This window comes from Paenibacillus agricola, from assembly GCF_011440305.1.
GTDB lineage: Bacteria > Bacillota > Bacilli > Paenibacillales > NBRC-103111 > Paenibacillus_S > Paenibacillus_S agricola.
Window position 1 is genome coordinate 530,657 of record NZ_JAAOIW010000001.1, and the last position, 18,341, is coordinate 548,997.

At 45.7% G+C, this 18,341-nt stretch carries 20 protein-coding genes; all 20 read right to left on the bottom strand.

What is annotated here, in order from left to right:
• Window positions 1–45 precede the first annotated feature (45 nt).
• Window positions 46–681: an anti-sigma factor family protein gene (locus G9U52_RS02550; protein WP_243767087.1), complete on the bottom strand. Its 636-nt coding sequence runs from the start codon at window positions 679–681 to the stop codon at window positions 46–48.
• Window positions 678–1,268: an RNA polymerase sigma factor gene (locus G9U52_RS02555; protein ID WP_166145670.1), complete on the bottom strand. Its 591-nt coding sequence runs from the start codon at window positions 1,266–1,268 to the stop codon at window positions 678–680. Before G9U52_RS02555 ends, G9U52_RS02550 begins: the two co-directional genes overlap by 4 nt.
• Window positions 1,269–1,608: 340 nt before the next feature.
• A complete protein-coding gene (locus G9U52_RS02560) occupies window positions 1,609–2,703 on the bottom strand; it encodes a prephenate dehydrogenase (protein ID WP_166145673.1) in 1,095 nt (364 codons plus the stop codon).
• Window positions 2,704–2,734: 31 nt separating this feature from the next.
• A complete protein-coding gene (gene hisC, locus G9U52_RS02565) occupies window positions 2,735–3,835 on the bottom strand; it encodes a histidinol-phosphate transaminase (protein WP_166145676.1) in 1,101 nt (366 codons plus the stop codon).
• 64 nt (window positions 3,836–3,899) lie between these two features.
• Window positions 3,900–4,715: a tryptophan synthase subunit alpha gene (gene trpA / locus G9U52_RS02570; RefSeq protein ID WP_166145679.1), complete on the bottom strand. Its 816-nt coding sequence runs from the start codon at window positions 4,713–4,715 to the stop codon at window positions 3,900–3,902.
• The gene (trpB, locus tag G9U52_RS02575) at window positions 4,702–5,907 is read right to left on the bottom strand and encodes a tryptophan synthase subunit beta (protein WP_311764794.1); all 1,206 of its coding nucleotides are present in this window, start codon (window positions 5,905–5,907) and stop codon (window positions 4,702–4,704) included. Before trpB ends, trpA begins: the two co-directional genes overlap by 14 nt.
• Window positions 5,900–6,655, bottom strand: coding sequence for a phosphoribosylanthranilate isomerase (locus G9U52_RS02580; protein WP_166145682.1), 756 nt, complete (start codon window positions 6,653–6,655; stop codon window positions 5,900–5,902). Before G9U52_RS02580 ends, trpB begins: the two co-directional genes overlap by 8 nt.
• A 9-nt stretch (window positions 6,656–6,664) precedes the next feature.
• Entirely contained in the window at window positions 6,665–7,462 is a 798-nt protein-coding gene (trpC, locus tag G9U52_RS02585; RefSeq protein WP_166145685.1) for an indole-3-glycerol phosphate synthase TrpC, read from the bottom strand.
• Window positions 7,449–8,492, bottom strand: coding sequence for an anthranilate phosphoribosyltransferase (gene trpD, locus G9U52_RS02590; protein WP_166145688.1), 1,044 nt, complete (start codon window positions 8,490–8,492; stop codon window positions 7,449–7,451). The genes trpC and trpD overlap by 14 nt, the downstream gene beginning before the upstream one ends.
• Window positions 8,493–8,575: 83 nt before the next feature.
• Window positions 8,576–10,117 (bottom strand): anthranilate synthase component I, encoded by a 1,542-nt coding sequence (gene trpE / locus G9U52_RS02595; protein ID WP_166145691.1) that lies wholly within the window; start codon window positions 10,115–10,117, stop codon window positions 8,576–8,578.
• Between the two features lie 255 nt (window positions 10,118–10,372).
• On the bottom strand, window positions 10,373–10,750 hold the full coding sequence (gene aroH / locus G9U52_RS02600; protein ID WP_166145694.1) for a chorismate mutase: 378 nt from the start codon (window positions 10,748–10,750) through the stop codon (window positions 10,373–10,375).
• Between the two features lie 5 nt (window positions 10,751–10,755).
• Window positions 10,756–11,850 carry a 3-dehydroquinate synthase gene (gene aroB, locus G9U52_RS02605; RefSeq protein WP_166145697.1) on the bottom strand — a complete coding sequence of 365 codons (1,095 nt, stop codon included), beginning with the start codon at window positions 11,848–11,850 and terminating at the stop codon, window positions 10,756–10,758.
• Between the two features lie 51 nt (window positions 11,851–11,901).
• Window positions 11,902–13,065, bottom strand: a complete 1,164-nt coding sequence (gene aroC, locus G9U52_RS02610) for a chorismate synthase (protein ID WP_166145700.1) — start codon at window positions 13,063–13,065, stop codon at window positions 11,902–11,904.
• Window positions 13,066–13,561: 496 nt separating this feature from the next.
• Window positions 13,562–13,726 carry a hypothetical protein gene (locus G9U52_RS02615; protein ID WP_166145703.1) on the bottom strand — a complete coding sequence of 55 codons (165 nt, stop codon included), beginning with the start codon at window positions 13,724–13,726 and terminating at the stop codon, window positions 13,562–13,564.
• Between the two features lie 94 nt (window positions 13,727–13,820).
• Complete coding sequence (locus tag G9U52_RS02620; protein WP_166145705.1) at window positions 13,821–14,600, bottom strand: CheR family methyltransferase; 780 nt, start codon at window positions 14,598–14,600, stop codon at window positions 13,821–13,823.
• A gap of 14 nt (window positions 14,601–14,614) precedes the next feature.
• Window positions 14,615–15,058: a nucleoside-diphosphate kinase gene (gene ndk / locus G9U52_RS02625; RefSeq protein ID WP_166145708.1), complete on the bottom strand. Its 444-nt coding sequence runs from the start codon at window positions 15,056–15,058 to the stop codon at window positions 14,615–14,617.
• Window positions 15,059–15,134: 76 nt separating this feature from the next.
• Window positions 15,135–16,109 carry a heptaprenyl diphosphate synthase component II gene (hepT, locus tag G9U52_RS02630; protein ID WP_166145711.1) on the bottom strand — a complete coding sequence of 325 codons (975 nt, stop codon included), beginning with the start codon at window positions 16,107–16,109 and terminating at the stop codon, window positions 15,135–15,137.
• The gene (locus G9U52_RS02635; RefSeq protein ID WP_166145714.1) at window positions 16,106–16,729 is read right to left on the bottom strand and encodes a UbiX family flavin prenyltransferase; all 624 of its coding nucleotides are present in this window, start codon (window positions 16,727–16,729) and stop codon (window positions 16,106–16,108) included. Before G9U52_RS02635 ends, hepT begins: the two co-directional genes overlap by 4 nt.
• Window positions 16,726–17,598, bottom strand: a complete 873-nt coding sequence (locus G9U52_RS02640; protein ID WP_166146662.1) for a UbiA-like polyprenyltransferase — start codon at window positions 17,596–17,598, stop codon at window positions 16,726–16,728. Before G9U52_RS02640 ends, G9U52_RS02635 begins: the two co-directional genes overlap by 4 nt.
• Window positions 17,599–17,620: 22 nt before the next feature.
• Complete coding sequence (locus G9U52_RS02645) at window positions 17,621–18,340, bottom strand: demethylmenaquinone methyltransferase (protein ID WP_166145717.1); 720 nt, start codon at window positions 18,338–18,340, stop codon at window positions 17,621–17,623.
• Window position 18,341 lies beyond the last annotated feature (1 nt).

Here is an 18,341-nt window from a genome sequence, read left to right on the forward strand (position 1 = left end):
TCTCTTTCTAATGTAGAAAAGAGCCCAAAGGGGCTCCTCTCCATGCTATGATCTTGTTCTTGATAGCCAGTTCATAATAAGCAAGGTGCAGGTGAGACCGAGCAAAGAGAGGAACAATAAATAATCCTTGTACGTATGGATAGGTCCAACTTGATACATAAAAGGTTCACTGAATCCCTTCAAGCTAGCTACCGCTGAGGGCATCGTACGTACATTCATCGATTCCGCCTTACTTCCAGCTACTACCACAGGATCACTCATTCGACCAATGACCGAAGAAGAATCCGGCGATATGGCAACAATGTCTCCGGTTTGCTGATAGTTAATCGAATAAACGAAGGATACTATAAACAAGGCTAAACAAAAAGCAATAACGGCTGTCATATTCCTGCGGAGCTTGAAGGAAAATGCATACTTCCTGTCCGTAATGGGAACTCTCCAAGATTCATCCTCATAAATCCGATTCATGACACTGCGCGAAATAGGTGTGGGGCTTGCATAGGGCTCATTCTCTTCACCAGCACTTTTTATAAGCTCAGTGCTTTCCTGCCACATTTGGAATTCAGCGGCACAGCTCTCACAATGTAAAATATGTTCGTCAACCCTACGCCTCTTTAAATCATGCTCTGGCAAATCCCAGTAAGCACCAAGCAACTCTTGAATTTCTTCACATTTCATCATCGTTTCATCCCTTCATACTCCTCAAAAACCGGATCAAGAAAGTATGGTTCCAGTTGAAGCTTTACACTAGCTCTTGCCCTAAACAATAAGGACTTGACCGAACTAACCGTTTGACCGAGAATGTTAGCAATCTCCTGATAATCCATTTGGTCATATTCACGCATGATTAGCGCTGAACGCTGCTTTTCAGGCAAATTATTAATCGCATCCCGAACCATAGAAACTTTCTCATTCCGCAACACGCTAATTTCAGGCATAGAATCAGAGGAGGCCTGCGGCTCATAACCGCTTTGATCCAATGACATTTTCACATTATTATTTTTACGTAGCTCACTAAGCACGGTATTTCTAGCTATCGTATACAGCCATGTTGAAAAAGTCGCCTCTATTTCCCTAAATGAGGCTAGGCTGCGGTACGCTTTATAAAAGGTTTCGTTACATAAATCTTCAGCCATCGAATCTAAATGTGCGCTTTTTAGCATGTGGTAGATGAATGCCAAAATTTTACGTTCGTAGCGCCGCATTAATTCATCATAAAGCTGTACATTACCATCTTTGATCTCTCTGATCAACTGGGAATCGGTCATTCAATACGACCCTCCTTGTGATTCCTTGCTACCCCCAGCGATTCTACTTATTGTTACTATGCGGGAGTAAAAAAGTTGCGCCGATTATATTAATTTTTTAAAATCAGACTTATATGGATTCGTTAACAAGTTCGAAATTCCTGCTTTATCGACAATATTGATAAAATTTCACAAAAAAATACCACCTTTTCTGAAAAGGTGGCTGCACAAGGTGCAAGAGTTTCGGATAGGAGTGGAGAGAAACCATACTGTACTTTTATTATATGTATACGGTTACAATCTGTCAATGAATATTTTGAAAACGCTTCAATTATTTAAAATGGTAGCTAAAAAAAAAAAATTACACATGAATCGTGTAATTTTCATTTTCAAGCAGCTTAATCGCCCGATCCATATGCTGTTCTTCACGAAATGACAGCCTCAACACACCTGGCACATCCTCACGGCTTTCGATAATATGGATATTGCTCAAATTGATCTTATTATTGCCTAGTAACATCGTAATTTGCCCGATAATCCCCGGATGGTCGGGAACCTCATCTACATAGATTTCAAATATCGAGGAAAGCACACCTTTGCGCCGCTCCGGTAACCCGCTGCGAAACTCGTTAGCTTGGCGGAATTCGGATTCAATCCCGGCACCGTCATTATGTTCAAGCAATTCGATAAAACGGCTAATTTCCGCATTCCAATCCCCTAAGAGCTTTAGAAGAACCTCTCGGTTATCACTAAGAATATCTCTCCAAAGAATAGGATCACCTGAAGCAATCCTCGTTAAATCCCTGAAGCCACCTGCCGCCAAATTTTCGTATAAATTATTCGATTCATTATAGCGGGCAATTTGGTTGACCAATGCTACAGCAATAATGTGGGGCAAATGGCTGATCGCTCCAACAATATCATCATGTAAGCTCGCATCCACCTTAATAATATGAGCCCTTGTCCATCTTAAGAGTCCAGCAAGGCGATCATAAACCTCCTGCGGAGTATTTTCCATCGGAGTAAGCACATAAAAAGCATTCTCATACAAATGTGAGCTCGCCGCCTCCACGCCGGACTTCTCGCTGCCTGCCATGGGATGGCCGCCAATAAAATAAGCGTCAGCGAAGCTGAGCTTTTCCGCGCATGCTGTAATCGATGCCTTTGTACTGCCTGCATCCGTGATGATGCAGCCAGGCTTAAGCTTGATCTGGGATAACCTGATCAAATACTCTTCTAGATTGCCGACCGGGACACAAAGAAATATAAAATCTGCATCCGTTGCTGCTTCCTCCAGCGAAACTGTGGCATGGTCGACTACCCCGTGCTTCAAATATTTCTCTACTGACTTTGGATTAATAGAATGACCTACAACATGAATCTCTGGCTTCCCTTTAAAGCATAACGCCAAGGAGCCACCGATCAAGCCTACGCCAAATATAGCGATTTTTATCATGAGAAACTATAGCCCTCCTAGAACCTTCCGCCTATACGCCTACAGCCACTTCATGAAGCGCCTCTTGCAGCGCGTTAATAAATTTTTCGTTTTGCTCTTGGCTTCCTACCGTTACACGAATCATAGTCGGCAATTGCCATGAAGGATCGTGGCGAATAATAAGTCCTTTGCGCAGCAGTGCATCAAAAACTAAAGCCCCTGAACGCTGGACGTCGACCATCATGAAATTACCATGCGCCGGATAAAAGGGCAACTTCAGCTCAGTAAACTTCTCTGATAAATAAACGATCCCTTGGGCATTCGCATTACGGCAATCCTCAATAAACTGCTCGTCATGAATCGCGGCAAGCGCTGCTTTTTGGGCAAATCCTGTCGTGTTAAAGGGCTCCCTCACCTGATTGACTGAACGAACCACTTCAGGGTGGCCGATGCCATAGCCAATCCGCAAGGAGGCTAAACCATAGATTTTGGAAAAGGTACGCAGCATGATCGTATTTTTAAATTGCTTAATCAAAGCTATGCTATCGGGATATTCCCCGCTTACATTATACTCGGCATAGGCTTCGTCAAGCACGACAAGTACATGGGCTGGAACTGCGTTTAAAAAATTAACTACTTCTTGGTGATCATTCATTGTACCCGTTGGGTTATTAGGGTTGCATAACCAGACAATTTTGGTGCGGTCGTTAATTTGGGCAAGCATGGCAGGTAAATCATGCGACCCTTCCTTTAAAGGTACTTCTATACATACGGCACCCTCAATTTCAGCATTATGCTTGTATTGTGGAAATGTCGGGAACGCCATAATCGTCTCGTCGCCTGGAACTAAAAATGCGCGTGCCAGCATTAAAATAATTTCGTCAGAGCCTGCGCCAAAAATAACCTGGTTGGTTTCCACTTGGAATTTCTTCGCTACAGCAGCCGTTAAGTCAACAGCGCCACCATCGGGGTAGATGCTGACTTGGTCGATATTGGCAATAATGGCTTCTTTCGCCTTAGGCGAGCAGCCAAATGGATTCTCGTTGGAAGCAAGCTTGATGACTTCCGTTAATCCTAATTCTCTTTTCACTTCTTCCATTGGCTTGCCTGGCTTATAAACCGGGAGATGGACAATATTTTTCTTAGGTTGCACAAAAGTCACTCCATTTCAAGGGTTGTTAATCCATAGTAACCACTATTCTAACTTACTACTAATACTAAGGCAACTGTATTAAATCCTTCACAAAGGCATCAATTTGTAAAAGTGCTTGTGGACGTGTGGCTGGATCTGCGAATAAAGGCAATACATCCTCCACCTGCCTCACAAGTGCGCTGCCTACGACAACACCATCACAGCTTGTGGCAAATTTAGCAAATTGCTCATTTGTCGAAACTCCAAAGCCAACAGCAATGGGTAGTGCAGTAGACTGTCTAACCGTCTCGATAAATTCGTCAATCCCGCTATGAAATTGCGTTCTTGTTCCGGTAACCCCTAAGGACGATACGCAGTAAACAAAACCCGATGCTCGGGAAACAATGCGCTGGATGCGTTCTTTGGATGTCGGTGCCACTAAAGGGATCAGGTGAATCCCATATTGCCGGGCAAGAGCTTGCACCTCTTCATCCTCTTCCATAGGAAGATCAGGAATAATAAGTCCGCTGATGTCACTTTCTACCAGCATCGGGAATATCGTTTCCAGGCCAAGCTGCAGCACTGGATTATAATACGTAAATAGGATAAAAGGCAGCTCGCTGCCTTCACTACGTGCTATCCTTGCAGCTTCAATACAATCCTTAATTGATATTTGATGGCTGCTAAGCGCACGTTGGGAAGATCGCTGGATGACCGGTCCATCTGCCAGCGGATCCGAATAGGGAACACCCAGCTCGATAATGCTTGCACCGGATTGCTCCAATTGCTTAATAATGTCAATTGAAGTACGGACATCCGGATCCCCAATGGTCAGAAACGGAATAAACGCCGTTTGCTTCTGTTCTTTTAGCTCAACAAACTTACGGTCAATGCGATTCATCAGTAGTACCTCCCAAATGCTTCATAATCGCCTCTACGTCCTTGTCGCCACGGCCTGACAAGCTTACGATAATAATCTCGTCCTTGCCCATGGTCGGTGCTATCTTCATCGTCTGGGCGATGGCATGCGCACTTTCAAGCGCAGGAATAATGCCTTCCGTGCGGCTTAACAGCTGTAAGGCATCCAGTGCCTCCTGATCCGTGATCGGATAATATTCCGCACGGCTTGAATCCTTCAAATAGGCATGCTCCGGTCCGATTCCGGGATAGTCCAAGCCCGCGGAAATGGAATGCGCCTCTTGAACTTGTCCATGCTGATCCTGCAGCAAGTAGCTCATGGAGCCTTGGAATACACCATGGCTTCCCATCGTCATCGTTGCAGCATGCAGCTTTGTATCGATACCTTTACCAGCCGCTTCAGCACCAATCAATCGTACATTGGTATCCTGAATAAACGGATAGAAGATACCAATTGCATTGCTGCCTCCGCCAACAGCGGCAATGATGGTGTCAGGCAGACGACCTTCCTGCTCCAATATTTGCCTGCGTGACTCGTCGCCAATTATACGCTGGAAATCACGGACCATCATTGGATAAGGGTGGGGGCCAGTTGCCGAGCCTAGTATATAAAAGGTGTCATCTACATTACTGACCCAATAACGAAGTGTTTCGTTGCAAGCATCTTTTAAGGTCCTAGTCCCTGACAAAACAGGAACAACCTCAGTGCCCAATAAATTCATCCGAAATACGTTTAATTGCTGGCGTTTCATATCCTCCTCGCCCATAAATACCTTGCACTCATAACCAAGCAAAGCTGCGACAGTAGCGGTAGCTACTCCATGCTGGCCTGCTCCTGTTTCGGCAATCAGCTTTTTCTTGCCCATCCATTTGGCAAGAAGCCCTTGACCCAACGCGTTGTTGATCTTGTGCGCGCCTGTATGGTTTAAATCTTCTCTTTTTAAATAAATTTTGGCTCCGCCCAAATGTGCAGATAATCGCTCCGCATAAAACAATGAGGTTGGTCTGCCCGAATATTGATGCAAGAGATTATGCAGCTCCTGCTGAAACTTCTCTTCCTTCACAAACGTTTTATAAGCCTGCTCCAGCTCGATTAGAGCATTCATCAACGTTTCTGGCACATAGCGTCCACCAAATTTACCGAATCTTCCTTGCTCATCAGGTACATTAATCACGATGCTTCACCCTTTCGACAAATCGAATTATTTGATCTATATCCTTTACCCCGTTTGTTTCCACTCCACTCGAAACGTCAACCCCATCGGGTTCATAAGCGTCCAGAAGCTCTCGTACATTATCAGCCACAAGGCCGCCAGCCACGATTAGCTTAAGTCCTGCCTCCCTGCACCAAGCTTGATAAGGCGGGATCGCTTCCCATGCAAAGGTTTTGCCTGAGCCCCCGCCATAAACCGGATCAAACGTATCCAAAAGAAAGGCATCTACCGATGCTTGGTAAGGCTGCAGCAAGTCAGAAACACGGCTGTTAGCTACTGTGGAATCCATTATATTGGCTGCCGGCTTCCCCGAAATTTCCATTCCAACTGCCGCATGGCTTCCACTGACTTGCTCCAAAGCAACCACAGATACAACCTTCCACACCTCTACCCTAGGAAACATGTCCTTTGCCCAACGGCATAACTCCGGGCTTTCCTGTCCATGGAGCTGGATAACATCAAGCTTAGCTTCCTTCATAATTGACAACAGCTCTGCTTGTGATGGATTGACGAATACACCAACAGACAGCGGAGCAGGGAGCCCTATTGCTCGGCGCCCTTCCAAAACTTCAATCATAAGCCCCGCCTGTATTGAAGTGACCTGTCGTTTGCTCTTCGCAAATACAAAACCGATATAATCGATCGGTAAATGCATAATAGCTTCCACCATAGCTGGCTGCTGTAATCCGCATATTTTCACATGGCTCATGGCTAATTCCTATCCTTTCGCCGTAAAGGTGCCCATCAGGTCATGCACAGCCTGCTCTATGACGGGCTGCCGCATAAAATGCTCGCCAATCAGCAGCGCCTGAGCGCCAACCGATTGTAGATAGGCAAGCTCAGCAGGCTGGGAAATGCCGCTTTCGCTAACTACCGTTACCGCTTTGGGAATATAGGCAATTAGCTCCTCCGTCGTTTTTAAATCTGTAACGAATGTTTGTAAGTTCCGATTGTTGATGCCAATCAACGTGGTGTTAAGCTCCAAGACGCGGTCAAGCTCTTCTTTATCATGCACCTCAACAAGTACATCCAAGCCAATAGCCTCTGCTTCACGGGAGAACTGCTTCATCTGCTCCGTAGTCAAAATAGCCGCGATCAATAGTATCGCATCGGCGCCGATTGCACGTGCCTCATAAATTTGGTGGATATCAATTGTAAAATCCTTTCGCAGGATCGGCACGCCCACTGCCGCTCTTACCGCTTGCAAATAGGCGTTCGAGCCTTGAAAATAGTCGACATCTGTCAATACCGATATGCAATCTGTTCCCGCATTCGCATAGGCTTGAGCCAAGGTAACCGGATCAAAATCAGCCCGAATCAGGCCTTTGGATGGAGAGGCCTTCTTCACCTCGGCGATCAGACCCATTGCTCGGTTACGGTTGGTGGTTAGTGCACGTTCAAAGCCAAGGCAAGCTGGAAGGGAAGCGATCGTCTTTTCCAAATCAGCTAACGTCCGCTTTTCTTTTAATAAAGCAACCTCTTGTTGCTTGGTATCGACAATTTTATCTAGAAACATGGCTAAGCTCTCCCGTACATTGGACTAATTGCTGTAGCTTTGAGGTGGCCTGCCCTGAATCGATCACATGGGCTGCGTACTTCACACCCTCTTGCAGTGTATTACATTTACCGGTTACATAAAAGCAAGCTCCTGCATTGGCCAGCACGATATCGCGGCAAGCTCCCGTCATCCCTCGAAAAACATTTAGGATAATTTCTGCATTGGCCGCCGCGTCTCCGCCGATTACTTCTTCTAAGCTATATTGCTTTAGACCGAGCAAATCCGGAGTAATGTCATAGGTTGTAATTTCATTGTTTTTCAGCTCAGTCACTTGTGTGGCATCGGAAATACTAATCTCATCCAGCCCATCATAGCTAGCGACTACAAGAGCGCGTTTCACATTCAATGCTTGCATCACATACGCCATCGTTTCCGCTTTACCGCGGTCAAAAATACCAAGCACCTGCCGGTCTGCACCCGCTGGATTGGTCAGTGGGCCCAGTAGATTAAATACGGTGCGAACCCCTAGTTCCCGACGGGGGCCGGCAGCATGCTTCATCGATTGGTGGTACTTTTGCGCAAACATAAAGCAAATTCCTACCTGCTCCAAGCAGCGGGCTGCAAGGTGGTGGTCAAGGTTAATATTGACCCCTAGCGCTTCCAGCACATCCGCGCTGCCGCTTCTGCTCGACATCGCACGATTGCCATGCTTGGCGACCCGTATGCCTCCTGCTGCAGCAACGATCGCTGCGGTAGTCGATATATTGAAGGTATCGGCTCCGTCGCCGCCAGTTCCGCATGTATCGAGCAAATGATTTTGCTCCGTCAACACTTGGTTAGCTTTGGCACGCATCGCCTCGGCAAAGCCGGTAATTTCCTCAATGGTTTCACCTTTCATTCGAAGCACAGTAAGCAGCCCACCGATTTGTGCCTGGGTTGTTAAGCCATCCATAATATCCGACATTACTCCGGTTGCTTCCGCTCGGGTCAAATGCTCAGAGCCTATTACTTTTTGAATGGCTTGCTGAATCGTAATTTTATGTTCCATAGCTCTAACTTCCTTTCTCTAACCTTTAGCTATAAGTGAATAAGGCTTATTCCCTTGCAGCTTGCACGGCAGATTCTGATTATTTATTTGTAATAGTCATGGTTAATGACCGAGCTCATATGGGGCTTTTGGGCAAATACAATCTCAGCGGTGCGGATCGATTTCAGCATGCCTGCCGCTTTATTGACAGTCTCCAAATATTCGCTCTCTGGAACCGAATCCCATACAATGCCTGCACCTGCTTGGACGTACGCCTTACCATTTTTGAAAATAATCGTACGGATCGTAATGCAGGTATCCAAATTCCCGGAAAACCCAAGATATCCAATTGCTCCTGCATAAGCACCACGCGCCTCATTTTCTACCTCAGCTATAATCTGCATCGCTCTTAGCTTGGGTGCACCGGATACGGTCCCTGCAGGCATGCAGGATAGAAAAGCATCGAAGAAGTCTTTGTCCTTGGCAATTTTGCCTGATACATTGGACACGATATGCATAACATGCGAATAACGCTCGACCTGCATGAATGTATCGCAGTGCACCGAGCCAAATTCCGCCACACGGCCAATATCGTTACGCCCAAGATCCACAAGCATCAAATGCTCTGCCCGCTCCTTCTCATCAGCAAGCAGCTCCAGCTCATAAGCCGCATCCATCTCCGGTGTTTTCCCCCTAGGGCGTGTGCCTGCTATTGGACGGGTCTCCACCTTCTCGTCCTCTACACGGACTAACAGCTCCGGAGACGTACCCACGATGACCTCATCATCCATCTTCAAGCAATACATGTAGGGTGAAGGATTCAAGGTGCGCAAAATCCGATATACATGAAGTGGCGATACGTCTGTCTCGATCTCAAACCGCTGGGAAAGCACAACTTGGAAAATATCACCCGCGCGAATATATTCCTTCGCTTTTTCTACATTGTCGATAAATTGCTCTTTGGTCAAGTTCGACTTCACTTCGCCTACTTCAACATCCTCAGGAATTGGCTGCTGCGACATCGAAAGCCCAGGTAAAGGACGCCTTAACCGCTCAATGGTTTCTTCGATTTTAGCGGTTGTTGCTTCATAGGCCGCGGCAATATCTGCATCTGTACCTTGCTTGGGAATATGCACGTTAGCGATCACTTTAAGCTGCTGCTTGTAATGGTCAAACACGATCACCTGGTCACAAAACATAAATTGAATATCGTTCATCTGCAGGTCATCTACACGATGGGCTGGCAGCTTTTCGTAATATTGCAGCAAATCATAGCCGAAGAAACCAACCGCCCCACCCGTAAACCTAGGAAGATCCGGCAATGAAGGACTTTGGTAGTAACGCAGATACGCCTTCAGCACATCGATCGGCTTTTCCAGCGTATGCTTCTTTTCCTGCTGGGTTTCAATTTCCACAGTGCCATTTTTGGCTGTAATCATCATAAAAGGATCCGTTCCGATAAATGAATATCGCGCCCATTTAACTCCACCCTCCACACTTTCCAGCAGGAATGCACGTTTCTCATTGTAAAAATGCTGGAATACGCGGATCGGCGTTTCCGTATCGGCCATTAAGGTACGCACGATGGGAATCAAATTATATTGCTTGGACAAACGGATAACTTCTTTAAGTTCAGGTGTATACATCTTAGCTCTCTCCTCTGCTCATCTAATAAAATCAAAAAAACCTCTACATCAAAGTAGAGGTGGCATCACAGATGATAGTAACCATACCGAAATATTATTGCCATATATGGCAATAAACATATAAATGCAAATAAATAATTTGCACTTTCATTCGGAATTACACTCGGCTCATCTCAGGCTCTGCTCAGCTAATTGCTTACTCTACTCGGCTCGTACTGCTACTTACTTCTTACTATCTCAACTATACTATCTCGATTATGATTTTGTCAATTTAGATAAATCAGGGCGAAGACGCATCGCTTCTTTCAAGTAGATGTGGACAATCTCATCCTGCTTTTTTTCGGTATTTACCATAACCATCAAGCGCACACAAAGAGGCAGGCTACCCATTACAGGAACCTCCAATGAACACATAAGCGGCACAAGCTCCCAGCCGTCCATTGCACGTATAGCACGGGCTGGAAAGGTAGCAGTCAGGTCAGTAGTTACTGTGACAAATACGCTAGCGATTTCTTCAGGCACAATTCCGTTCTCGGCAATAATATGATTCAATAATTCCGTTGTCGCCGTTAAAATTTCGGTTTCTTCGTTGTTTCCTACCGTAGTGGCTCCTCGAATCCCTCTAACAAACATATGATTTAAACCTCCAATTTCAGCTGTTCAACGACTTCTCTAACCAAAGCCGCAGACACATTTTTATTAATTTCTACCTTACCGATTTCTGTGGGTACAATAAAGACGATATTGCCTTCATCAAATTTTTTGTCATGCATCATCGCGCTCATAATCTCATCGGTATCCAAATGCTGCGGCAAGCTTGTAGGCAAACCAAAGGCTTGCAAAATCCGCTTCGTCACTGTATAAATATGCTCTGAATAACCTAAACGTACAGCTACCTTCGCAGAACCGACCATCCCAATAGAAATCGCTTCCCCATGGAGAAGCTCATTATACCCAGCAGTAGCCTCCAACGCATGGCCTATGGTATGCCCAAGATTGAGGATGGCACGAAGGCCGTGCTCTTTCTCATCCTGAGAGACTACAATGGTTTTCACTCTGCAGCCTTCATATAAACCATATTCTAATGCCTCAGCATCTAAATGAACCAGCTTCTCCGCGTTTTCTTCAAGCCATGCCACAAAATTGGCATCCCAGATTAAACCATGCTTGATCATCTCGGATAAGCCTGCACGAACATCCCGGTCTGGCAAGGTTTGCAGGGTTGAGGTATCGTACAACACCAGCTCGGGTTGATGGAAGGCTCCAATAATATTTTTGGCGAGCGGATGGTTGACCGCTACCTTCCCTCCAACACTGCTGTCATGGGCTAGGATCGTTGTTGGAATTTGGATAAATTTCACACCACGCATATAGCTAGCTGCCACAAACCCCGCCAAATCACCAACAACACCTCCACCCAAGGCGACCACTGTCGATTTACGATCGAGTCCTGCCTGCAAAGCAACAGCAATAATATCCTCTAATACGCGAAGTGATTTGGACTGCTCGCCAAATGGAACCGTGTACGAGGTGATCTTATAACCTGCCGCCTCCAACCTGCGGATTACGTTAGGTAAATGGTGCTGCTCCACATGGCTATCGGTTACAATCAGCATGGGTGACCCCTTGCTAATCCCATGCTTGGCGAACAATTCGCCGATCTGCTCCATGATCCCTTGCCCGATATAAATCGGGTAGGATCGTTCGCCCAAGTTAACATTAAGCTCTCTCATCCGCTTCAACGCTCCACTCTATATAACTGTCTAAAGGATGTCTTCTTACATTTAGTAGCTCTTGATCTGTTCCAAATAGCTGTTGTAATTATTGCGGATTTCCTCCAGCGAATCGCCGCCGAATTTATCCAGAAACGCATTGGCTACTTCCCAAGCAATAATATTTTCCATAATGACGCCTGCGGCAGGAACTGCACAAGTATCTGAACGTTCTACCTGTGCAGTGAAGGGCTCCTTGGTGTCGATGTCGACACTTTGTAGCGCTTTATATAGCGTTGATATAGGCTTCATCACACCACGAACCACGATCGGCTCACCTGTTGTCATGCCACCTTCAAAGCCACCTGCACGATTCGAGGCGCGATAAAAGCCACGGTCCTCATTGTGCATGATTTCATCATGCACCTTGGAGCCGCGCAGCTTGGCTGCTTCGAAGCCAATACCGATCTCGCAGCCTTTGAACGCTTGAATCGACAAAACGGCTTGGGCGATACGCCCATCCAGCTTGCGATCCCATTGCACATGGCTGCCTAGTCCAACAGGCACGCCTTCAATGATGCATTCCACGATGCCTCCAAGCGTGTCGCCATCCTCTTTGGCCGCATCGATGGCAGCAATCATCCGGGCTTCCGCTTCCTTGTCAACAACACGTACAGGCGACTCTTCCGTGATGCGGATTAGCTCGTCAATTGTTAAATCCTGCCGCTCGACTTCCACGTCCCCGATGCGTATAACTTGTACGGCTATTTTAATGCCAAACGCTTCAAGCAGCTGGCGGGCAACCGCGCCTGTTGCTACACGCATCGTCGTTTCTCTAGCACTTGAACGCTCCAAAATATTGCGTAAATCCTTTTGATTATATTTTAAGCCGCCATTCAAATCGGCATGGCCTGGGCGCGGGCGGTTTACTCTACGTTTCGACTCGTCGTTGCCTTCAATCGGCTCAATATTCATAACGGATGTCCAGTGCTTCCAGTCATTGTTTTCAACGACTAGGGCAATGGGTGCACCGGTTGTTTTGCCATGTCTTACGCCGCCGACAATATTTGCGGTATCTTTCTCGATTTGCATCCGGCGTCCACGGCCGTGGCCCTTCTGGCGCCGCCCTAATTGAAAGTTTACTTTCTCGAAGTCAATGGTCACATTACTTGGAAAACCTTCAATAATGGCTGTCAGCTGTGGACCATGTGTTTCGCCTGCTGTTAAATATCTCACTTGGTTTTCCTCTTTCCGTATAGTTTTACCCTCCCCTCCCTCCCTATAGGGAGGGACCCAAAGGGCGCTGCCCTCTGGACTCCCATGCTGGGCGCAAGGCTTCGGCGTTCTCGGGACGCTTCCGTCCTGTCGGACACGCTTGGCTTGGGTGCCCTGGGATGGTTGCGAGGCTTCGGCGTTCTCGGGACGCTTTCGTCCTGCTGGACACGCTTGGCTTGGGTGCCCTAGATGGGCACGATATTACGTTTTTCTTGAACTACTTTTGTTGTACGAGTTAAATTTAGGGATGTTGATTTGCTTTGCTCTCAACTTTTTACAGCATATATTTAGATGTGTAAAAAAGACTTGGCTATATGTATCCGATTCCTTTGCTAATTATAGTATAGGCTTCACCGTTTGACAAGAAACGTATACACAAAAAAAGAAGCACAACGACGGCATAAAAGCCGCAGCAGCGCGTTCTGATTGTTAGGTATACTATTGGTTCCAGATATAATCAGCCATTAATCGACTGAACTTTAGTTGCACTTGCAATTATGTCTTGATTCGGATCATTAACAAAGCCCATAATTTGCATGGAATCAATGCCGAGAATTTGTGCACATTCTTGTATCGTAATAAAACCTTTGCGATAAGCCATAATCACTTTTCTCTTGTCCATCGAACCCCTCCTGAGTAGTTTTTCCTTAGGAAAGCTAGCTTCGTTAGCATTACTGCTTAGTATGGGCGAGATTGGAAAAGGCTATACATCCGACTTATTCTTTCTTACGATAAAAGAAGGTTTCTGCGGGCTCCAGATTGTACTGGTTTGGAGAAAAAATTTGTTCCGTGCTGCCGACGAACAAAATACCGCCGATTTTCAAGGCATTGGCGAACTTTTGGTACAGCAAATGTTTTGCTTCTTCCGTGAAATAGATCATGACGTTACGGCAAATAATAAGATCGAACTGCGTATCGAAGGTGTCCGTCAATAAATTTTGCTTTTGAAAACGAATGCCACGCTTAAGCTCGTCGGTTATGCAGTAGGTTAAGTTGTCTTTTTTATAATATTTTTGCAAATAGTCTTGAGGCACGTCACGGATGGAACGATCCGAATAAATCCCTGCCTTCGCTTTAACTATTGCCCCATCGTCAATATCCGTTGCCAGCAAGTTGGTATCAGAGAGCGCATTAAGCTTGGCCAATATCATGGATAGTGTATAAGGCTCCTCACCTGTTGAACATGCCGCACTCCAGCATTTCAGCTTCCGGTTTTTGCGAAGCATCTCTGGTAAAAAGGATTTCTCCAGCACTTCCCAACGGTTAGGATTACGCCAAAATTCGGACACATTAATCGTCATTCGGTCAAGAAATTCATAAAACAAAGCTTTATCCTTAGTCATGGCTTCAAAGAAAGCAGCAAAGGTGTTATACCCTTTTTTGGTTCGTAAAGTGGTGAGCCTGCGTTTCATTTGGGCTTCTTTATACTGCGACAGATCAATGGATGTATAATCCTTAACCTTTTTAATAAATAAAAGAAAATCTTGGTCCTCCATGCTGCTTTCCCACCTTAAATCCACGTTTGTATCGACTTGCTGTAGCTCACTAGCTCTTGCTCACTAAAAAAGTTGGCAATTTCCCGTTGTGCACTCTCCAATGAATCCGAGCCGTGAATTAAATTAAAATTCGTATGTACCGCAAAATCTCCCCGAATCGTTCCAGGTGCTGCATCCATTGAATTCGTTTTACCGATCATAATTCTGGACAAAGCAACCACCTGGTCACCCTCCCACACCATGGCAAACGCAGGACCCGAAGTAATAAAGGTAACGAGCCTTTCAAAAAAATCTTTGCCTGTATGTTCTGCGTAATGAAGCTCGGCTTGCTCTTTCGTAATTTGAATGAGCTTGGCTCCCACGAGCTGAAAACCTTTTTGTTCAAACCGTTTCACAATTTCTCCAATAAAACCACGTTGCACGCCATCAGGCTTAACCATTAAAAAGCTGCGTTCCATATTCCAATCCCCCTTTTGATCCCAATATATCACAATTACCGGTTAAGGATACCCATTACTCTGGAAAACAGTAATTTTAGTAAGTTCTGTTGCCAATAAAATGAGCTACACCAATAAAATCCTTCTTCGCTTGAATATTCGGCATCCCTTGAAGCGCAGTAATCGCCCTATCAATATAACGTGAGGCCAGCAACTCTGAGCGGCGAATGCCATTGCTTTTGCGGATTAAGCTTATAAAGTCACTAATATCGGATTGCCCATCCTCGTCGCGAATACGAGCCATTTGTTCTAGTAATGGAGCTTTAAGCTCCGGTTGCTGCAAAGCGAATATAACGGGAAGTGTAATATTGCCTTGGCGGATATCACTGCCTGGCGGCTTGCCGATTTCCTTCTCCGTACCGCATAAATCGAGCAGGTCATCACGGATCTGAAAGGCCATTCCTACATTGTAGCCAAAATGGTACAGCTGTGTACACAATCCATCCTCCGCATCGGCTGCTATGGCACCAAGCTGGCAGCTGATCGCAATCAATAAAGCGGTTTTCCGCTTAATCCTCAACAAATAATTTCTAACGGTTTGCTCGGTATTAAAAAAGAAGCGAATCTGCTCCATTTCACCGATGCTCATTTCCACGATCGCCCTCGACATAATTTGATGGATCTTCGAATTTGGCAGCTTCGTCACGACTGTCAAAGCTTTCGCAAAAATATAATCGCCTGTATACATGGCAATTCGATTGTCCCATTTTGACCTTACGGTTAGTTGGCCCCGACGCGTGTCTGCATCGTCAATTACATCGTCATGGACCAAAGAAGCCATATGAATCAGCTCCAGGGTTACGGCCACATGCTTAATACGCTCCAAATCGTAGTTGCCGAACTTTGCACCCAGCAGAACAAATACAGGACGGATCCGTTTGCCTCCAGCCTTAAGCAAATGCAGTGACGCTTCTCTGAGCAGAGCTTGCTCCGTGTCAATGCTGCGCTCCAGCTCTTTTTCGATATAAGAGACATCTTTTTTCATTTTGGCATACAATTCAATCAGTTTCATTCCGCCACCTGTGTCACAGATTTATGTGTCTGTGTACCCCATCTTTTAAAAAGCTCATGCTCGATACCCATACTATCCAATACTTTGCCTACTATAAAATCAACCATGTCCTCGATGGTTTGAGGTCCTTGATAAAATGCCGGCATCGCAGGGATAAGCTTAACGCCTAGCCTAGACAGCTTGAGCATATTTTCCAGATGGATGGCATGCAACGGTGTTTCCCGTGGCACAATAATTAAGGGACGGCCTTCCTTTAGCATCACATCGGCCGAACGCTCCAATAAATTGTCGGAGGCACCTGATGCTATGCTTGACAAAGTGCCCATCGAGCAAGGAATGACCACCATACCACTCGTCCGAAATGACCCGCTTGCTGTACTCGCTCCGATGTCTTGGATCGTATGGTAGTGAAGCTTCTCTGGATGGCTTCCAAATTGCTGTTGGATCGCTTCTTTGCGCTTGGTTATATCCCAGCCCAGCTCTTCCTTAAGCACTCTCCAGCCAGCATCCGTTATCATCAGATGGATTTCAAGACCTTGTGAAAGTAGGTACGAGCTTAAACGTACACCATAAGCCGCTCCACTAGCTCCGGTTATTCCAATCACCCAAGGTCGGCTCATTTGCCAAGCACCACCAAATCCACCAGGGTGAATACGAAGACAACAGAGCTTAGTGTACTGTTTAATGTGAAGAAAGCTGTATTCACGCGGGTCAAATTGGTTGGAGTCACAATGCTATGCTGGTAAAACAACAGAAGATTAGCAATGAAAATACCAATTAAATAAATCCAGCTCAGCTCGGATAAATAAAATAAAGCAATAAAGCCAACGGCAGTTATGATATGTAACCGACGGGCAATCTGCAAAGCTTTCGTTACTCCAAATCGCTGAGGAATCGAATACAAGCCCTCCTGCTTATCAAACTCGGTATCCTGGCAGGCATAAATGATATCAAAGCCGGCCGTCCAAAAGGAAATCGAGACATAAAAGATCAAAGCAGGAAGTGAAATCTCATTGGTGATTGCCACCCAACCACCTAACGGAGCCAAACCAATGGTTAATCCCAAAATTAAATGACATGCCCAAGTATACCGTTTGGTATAGGAGTAAATGACAAGAAAAAAGACTGCAACAGGCAGCAGCTTCATAGAAAGTGAGCTTAAATTCGATGTAGCCCATATTAACAAAACGAAGGATAGCACGATAAATACAATCGCTTCCTTGGATGAAATCAATCCTGCTGGAATGGCTCTTGCTGACGTTCTAGGGTTACGGGCATCAAATACTTTGTCAATCACACGGTTTAAGCCCATTGCCGCGCTGCGTGCTCCGATCATAGCCAGAATAATCCAGCCAATTGCTGCCCAACCGGGCATTTGGTTATGAATAACGATGGAGCCCAATATCGCTCCCATAAATGCGAAAGGCAAGGCAAACAGCGTATGTTCAACTTTAATCATTTCCAAAAAAATCTTAGTTTTCTTCAGCAGCATGTAAATCCACTCCCGTTTCTCATTCCATTTGCTCGCTTTTAATGCCGATATGAAGAGCTGCAATACCTCCGGTTAATGGGTACACTTGTACCTGACTCAGCCCTGTTTTCCTGAAAATATCGGCAAGCTGCTTATGATCAGGAAAATGAATCAGGGATTCTGGGAGCCATTTATATTGCTCATAGCTTTTGGCAATCAATTTACCGAGAAAAGGCAGAATGTATTTGAAATAAAAGTAATACAAGCCTTTAAAGGGCTGCCAGGTAGGCTTCGATAATTCCAAGGATACCACCATGCCCCCAGGCTTCACTACACGCTGCATTTCTTGGATGACTTTAACAAGGTCCGGTACATTGCGCAAGGCGAAGCCAATTGTAGCATAATCAAATGAGTTATCTTCATAAGGAAGCTGCATCGCATTGCCGCGGATTAATGTAATTTGCTTGTCCATTCCACCTTCGCGGATTTTCATGGCGCCATAATCCAGCATATTTTGGCTAAAGTCCAAACCAATCATAGCCCCTGTTCCGCTGGCCTTCGCTAAGCTGATGGTCCAGTCGCAGGTTCCACAGCATAGATCGATTGCGGTAGTACCGGGTTTAACATCCATCTTTTTCATCGTGAAGCGCCGCCAAGCTTTATGTCTACGAAAGCTCAAAATATCATTCATAATATCATATTTGGGGGCTATACTTTCAAAGACAGAGTGAACAAATTCTTCTTTTGACTTAGATTGCAAT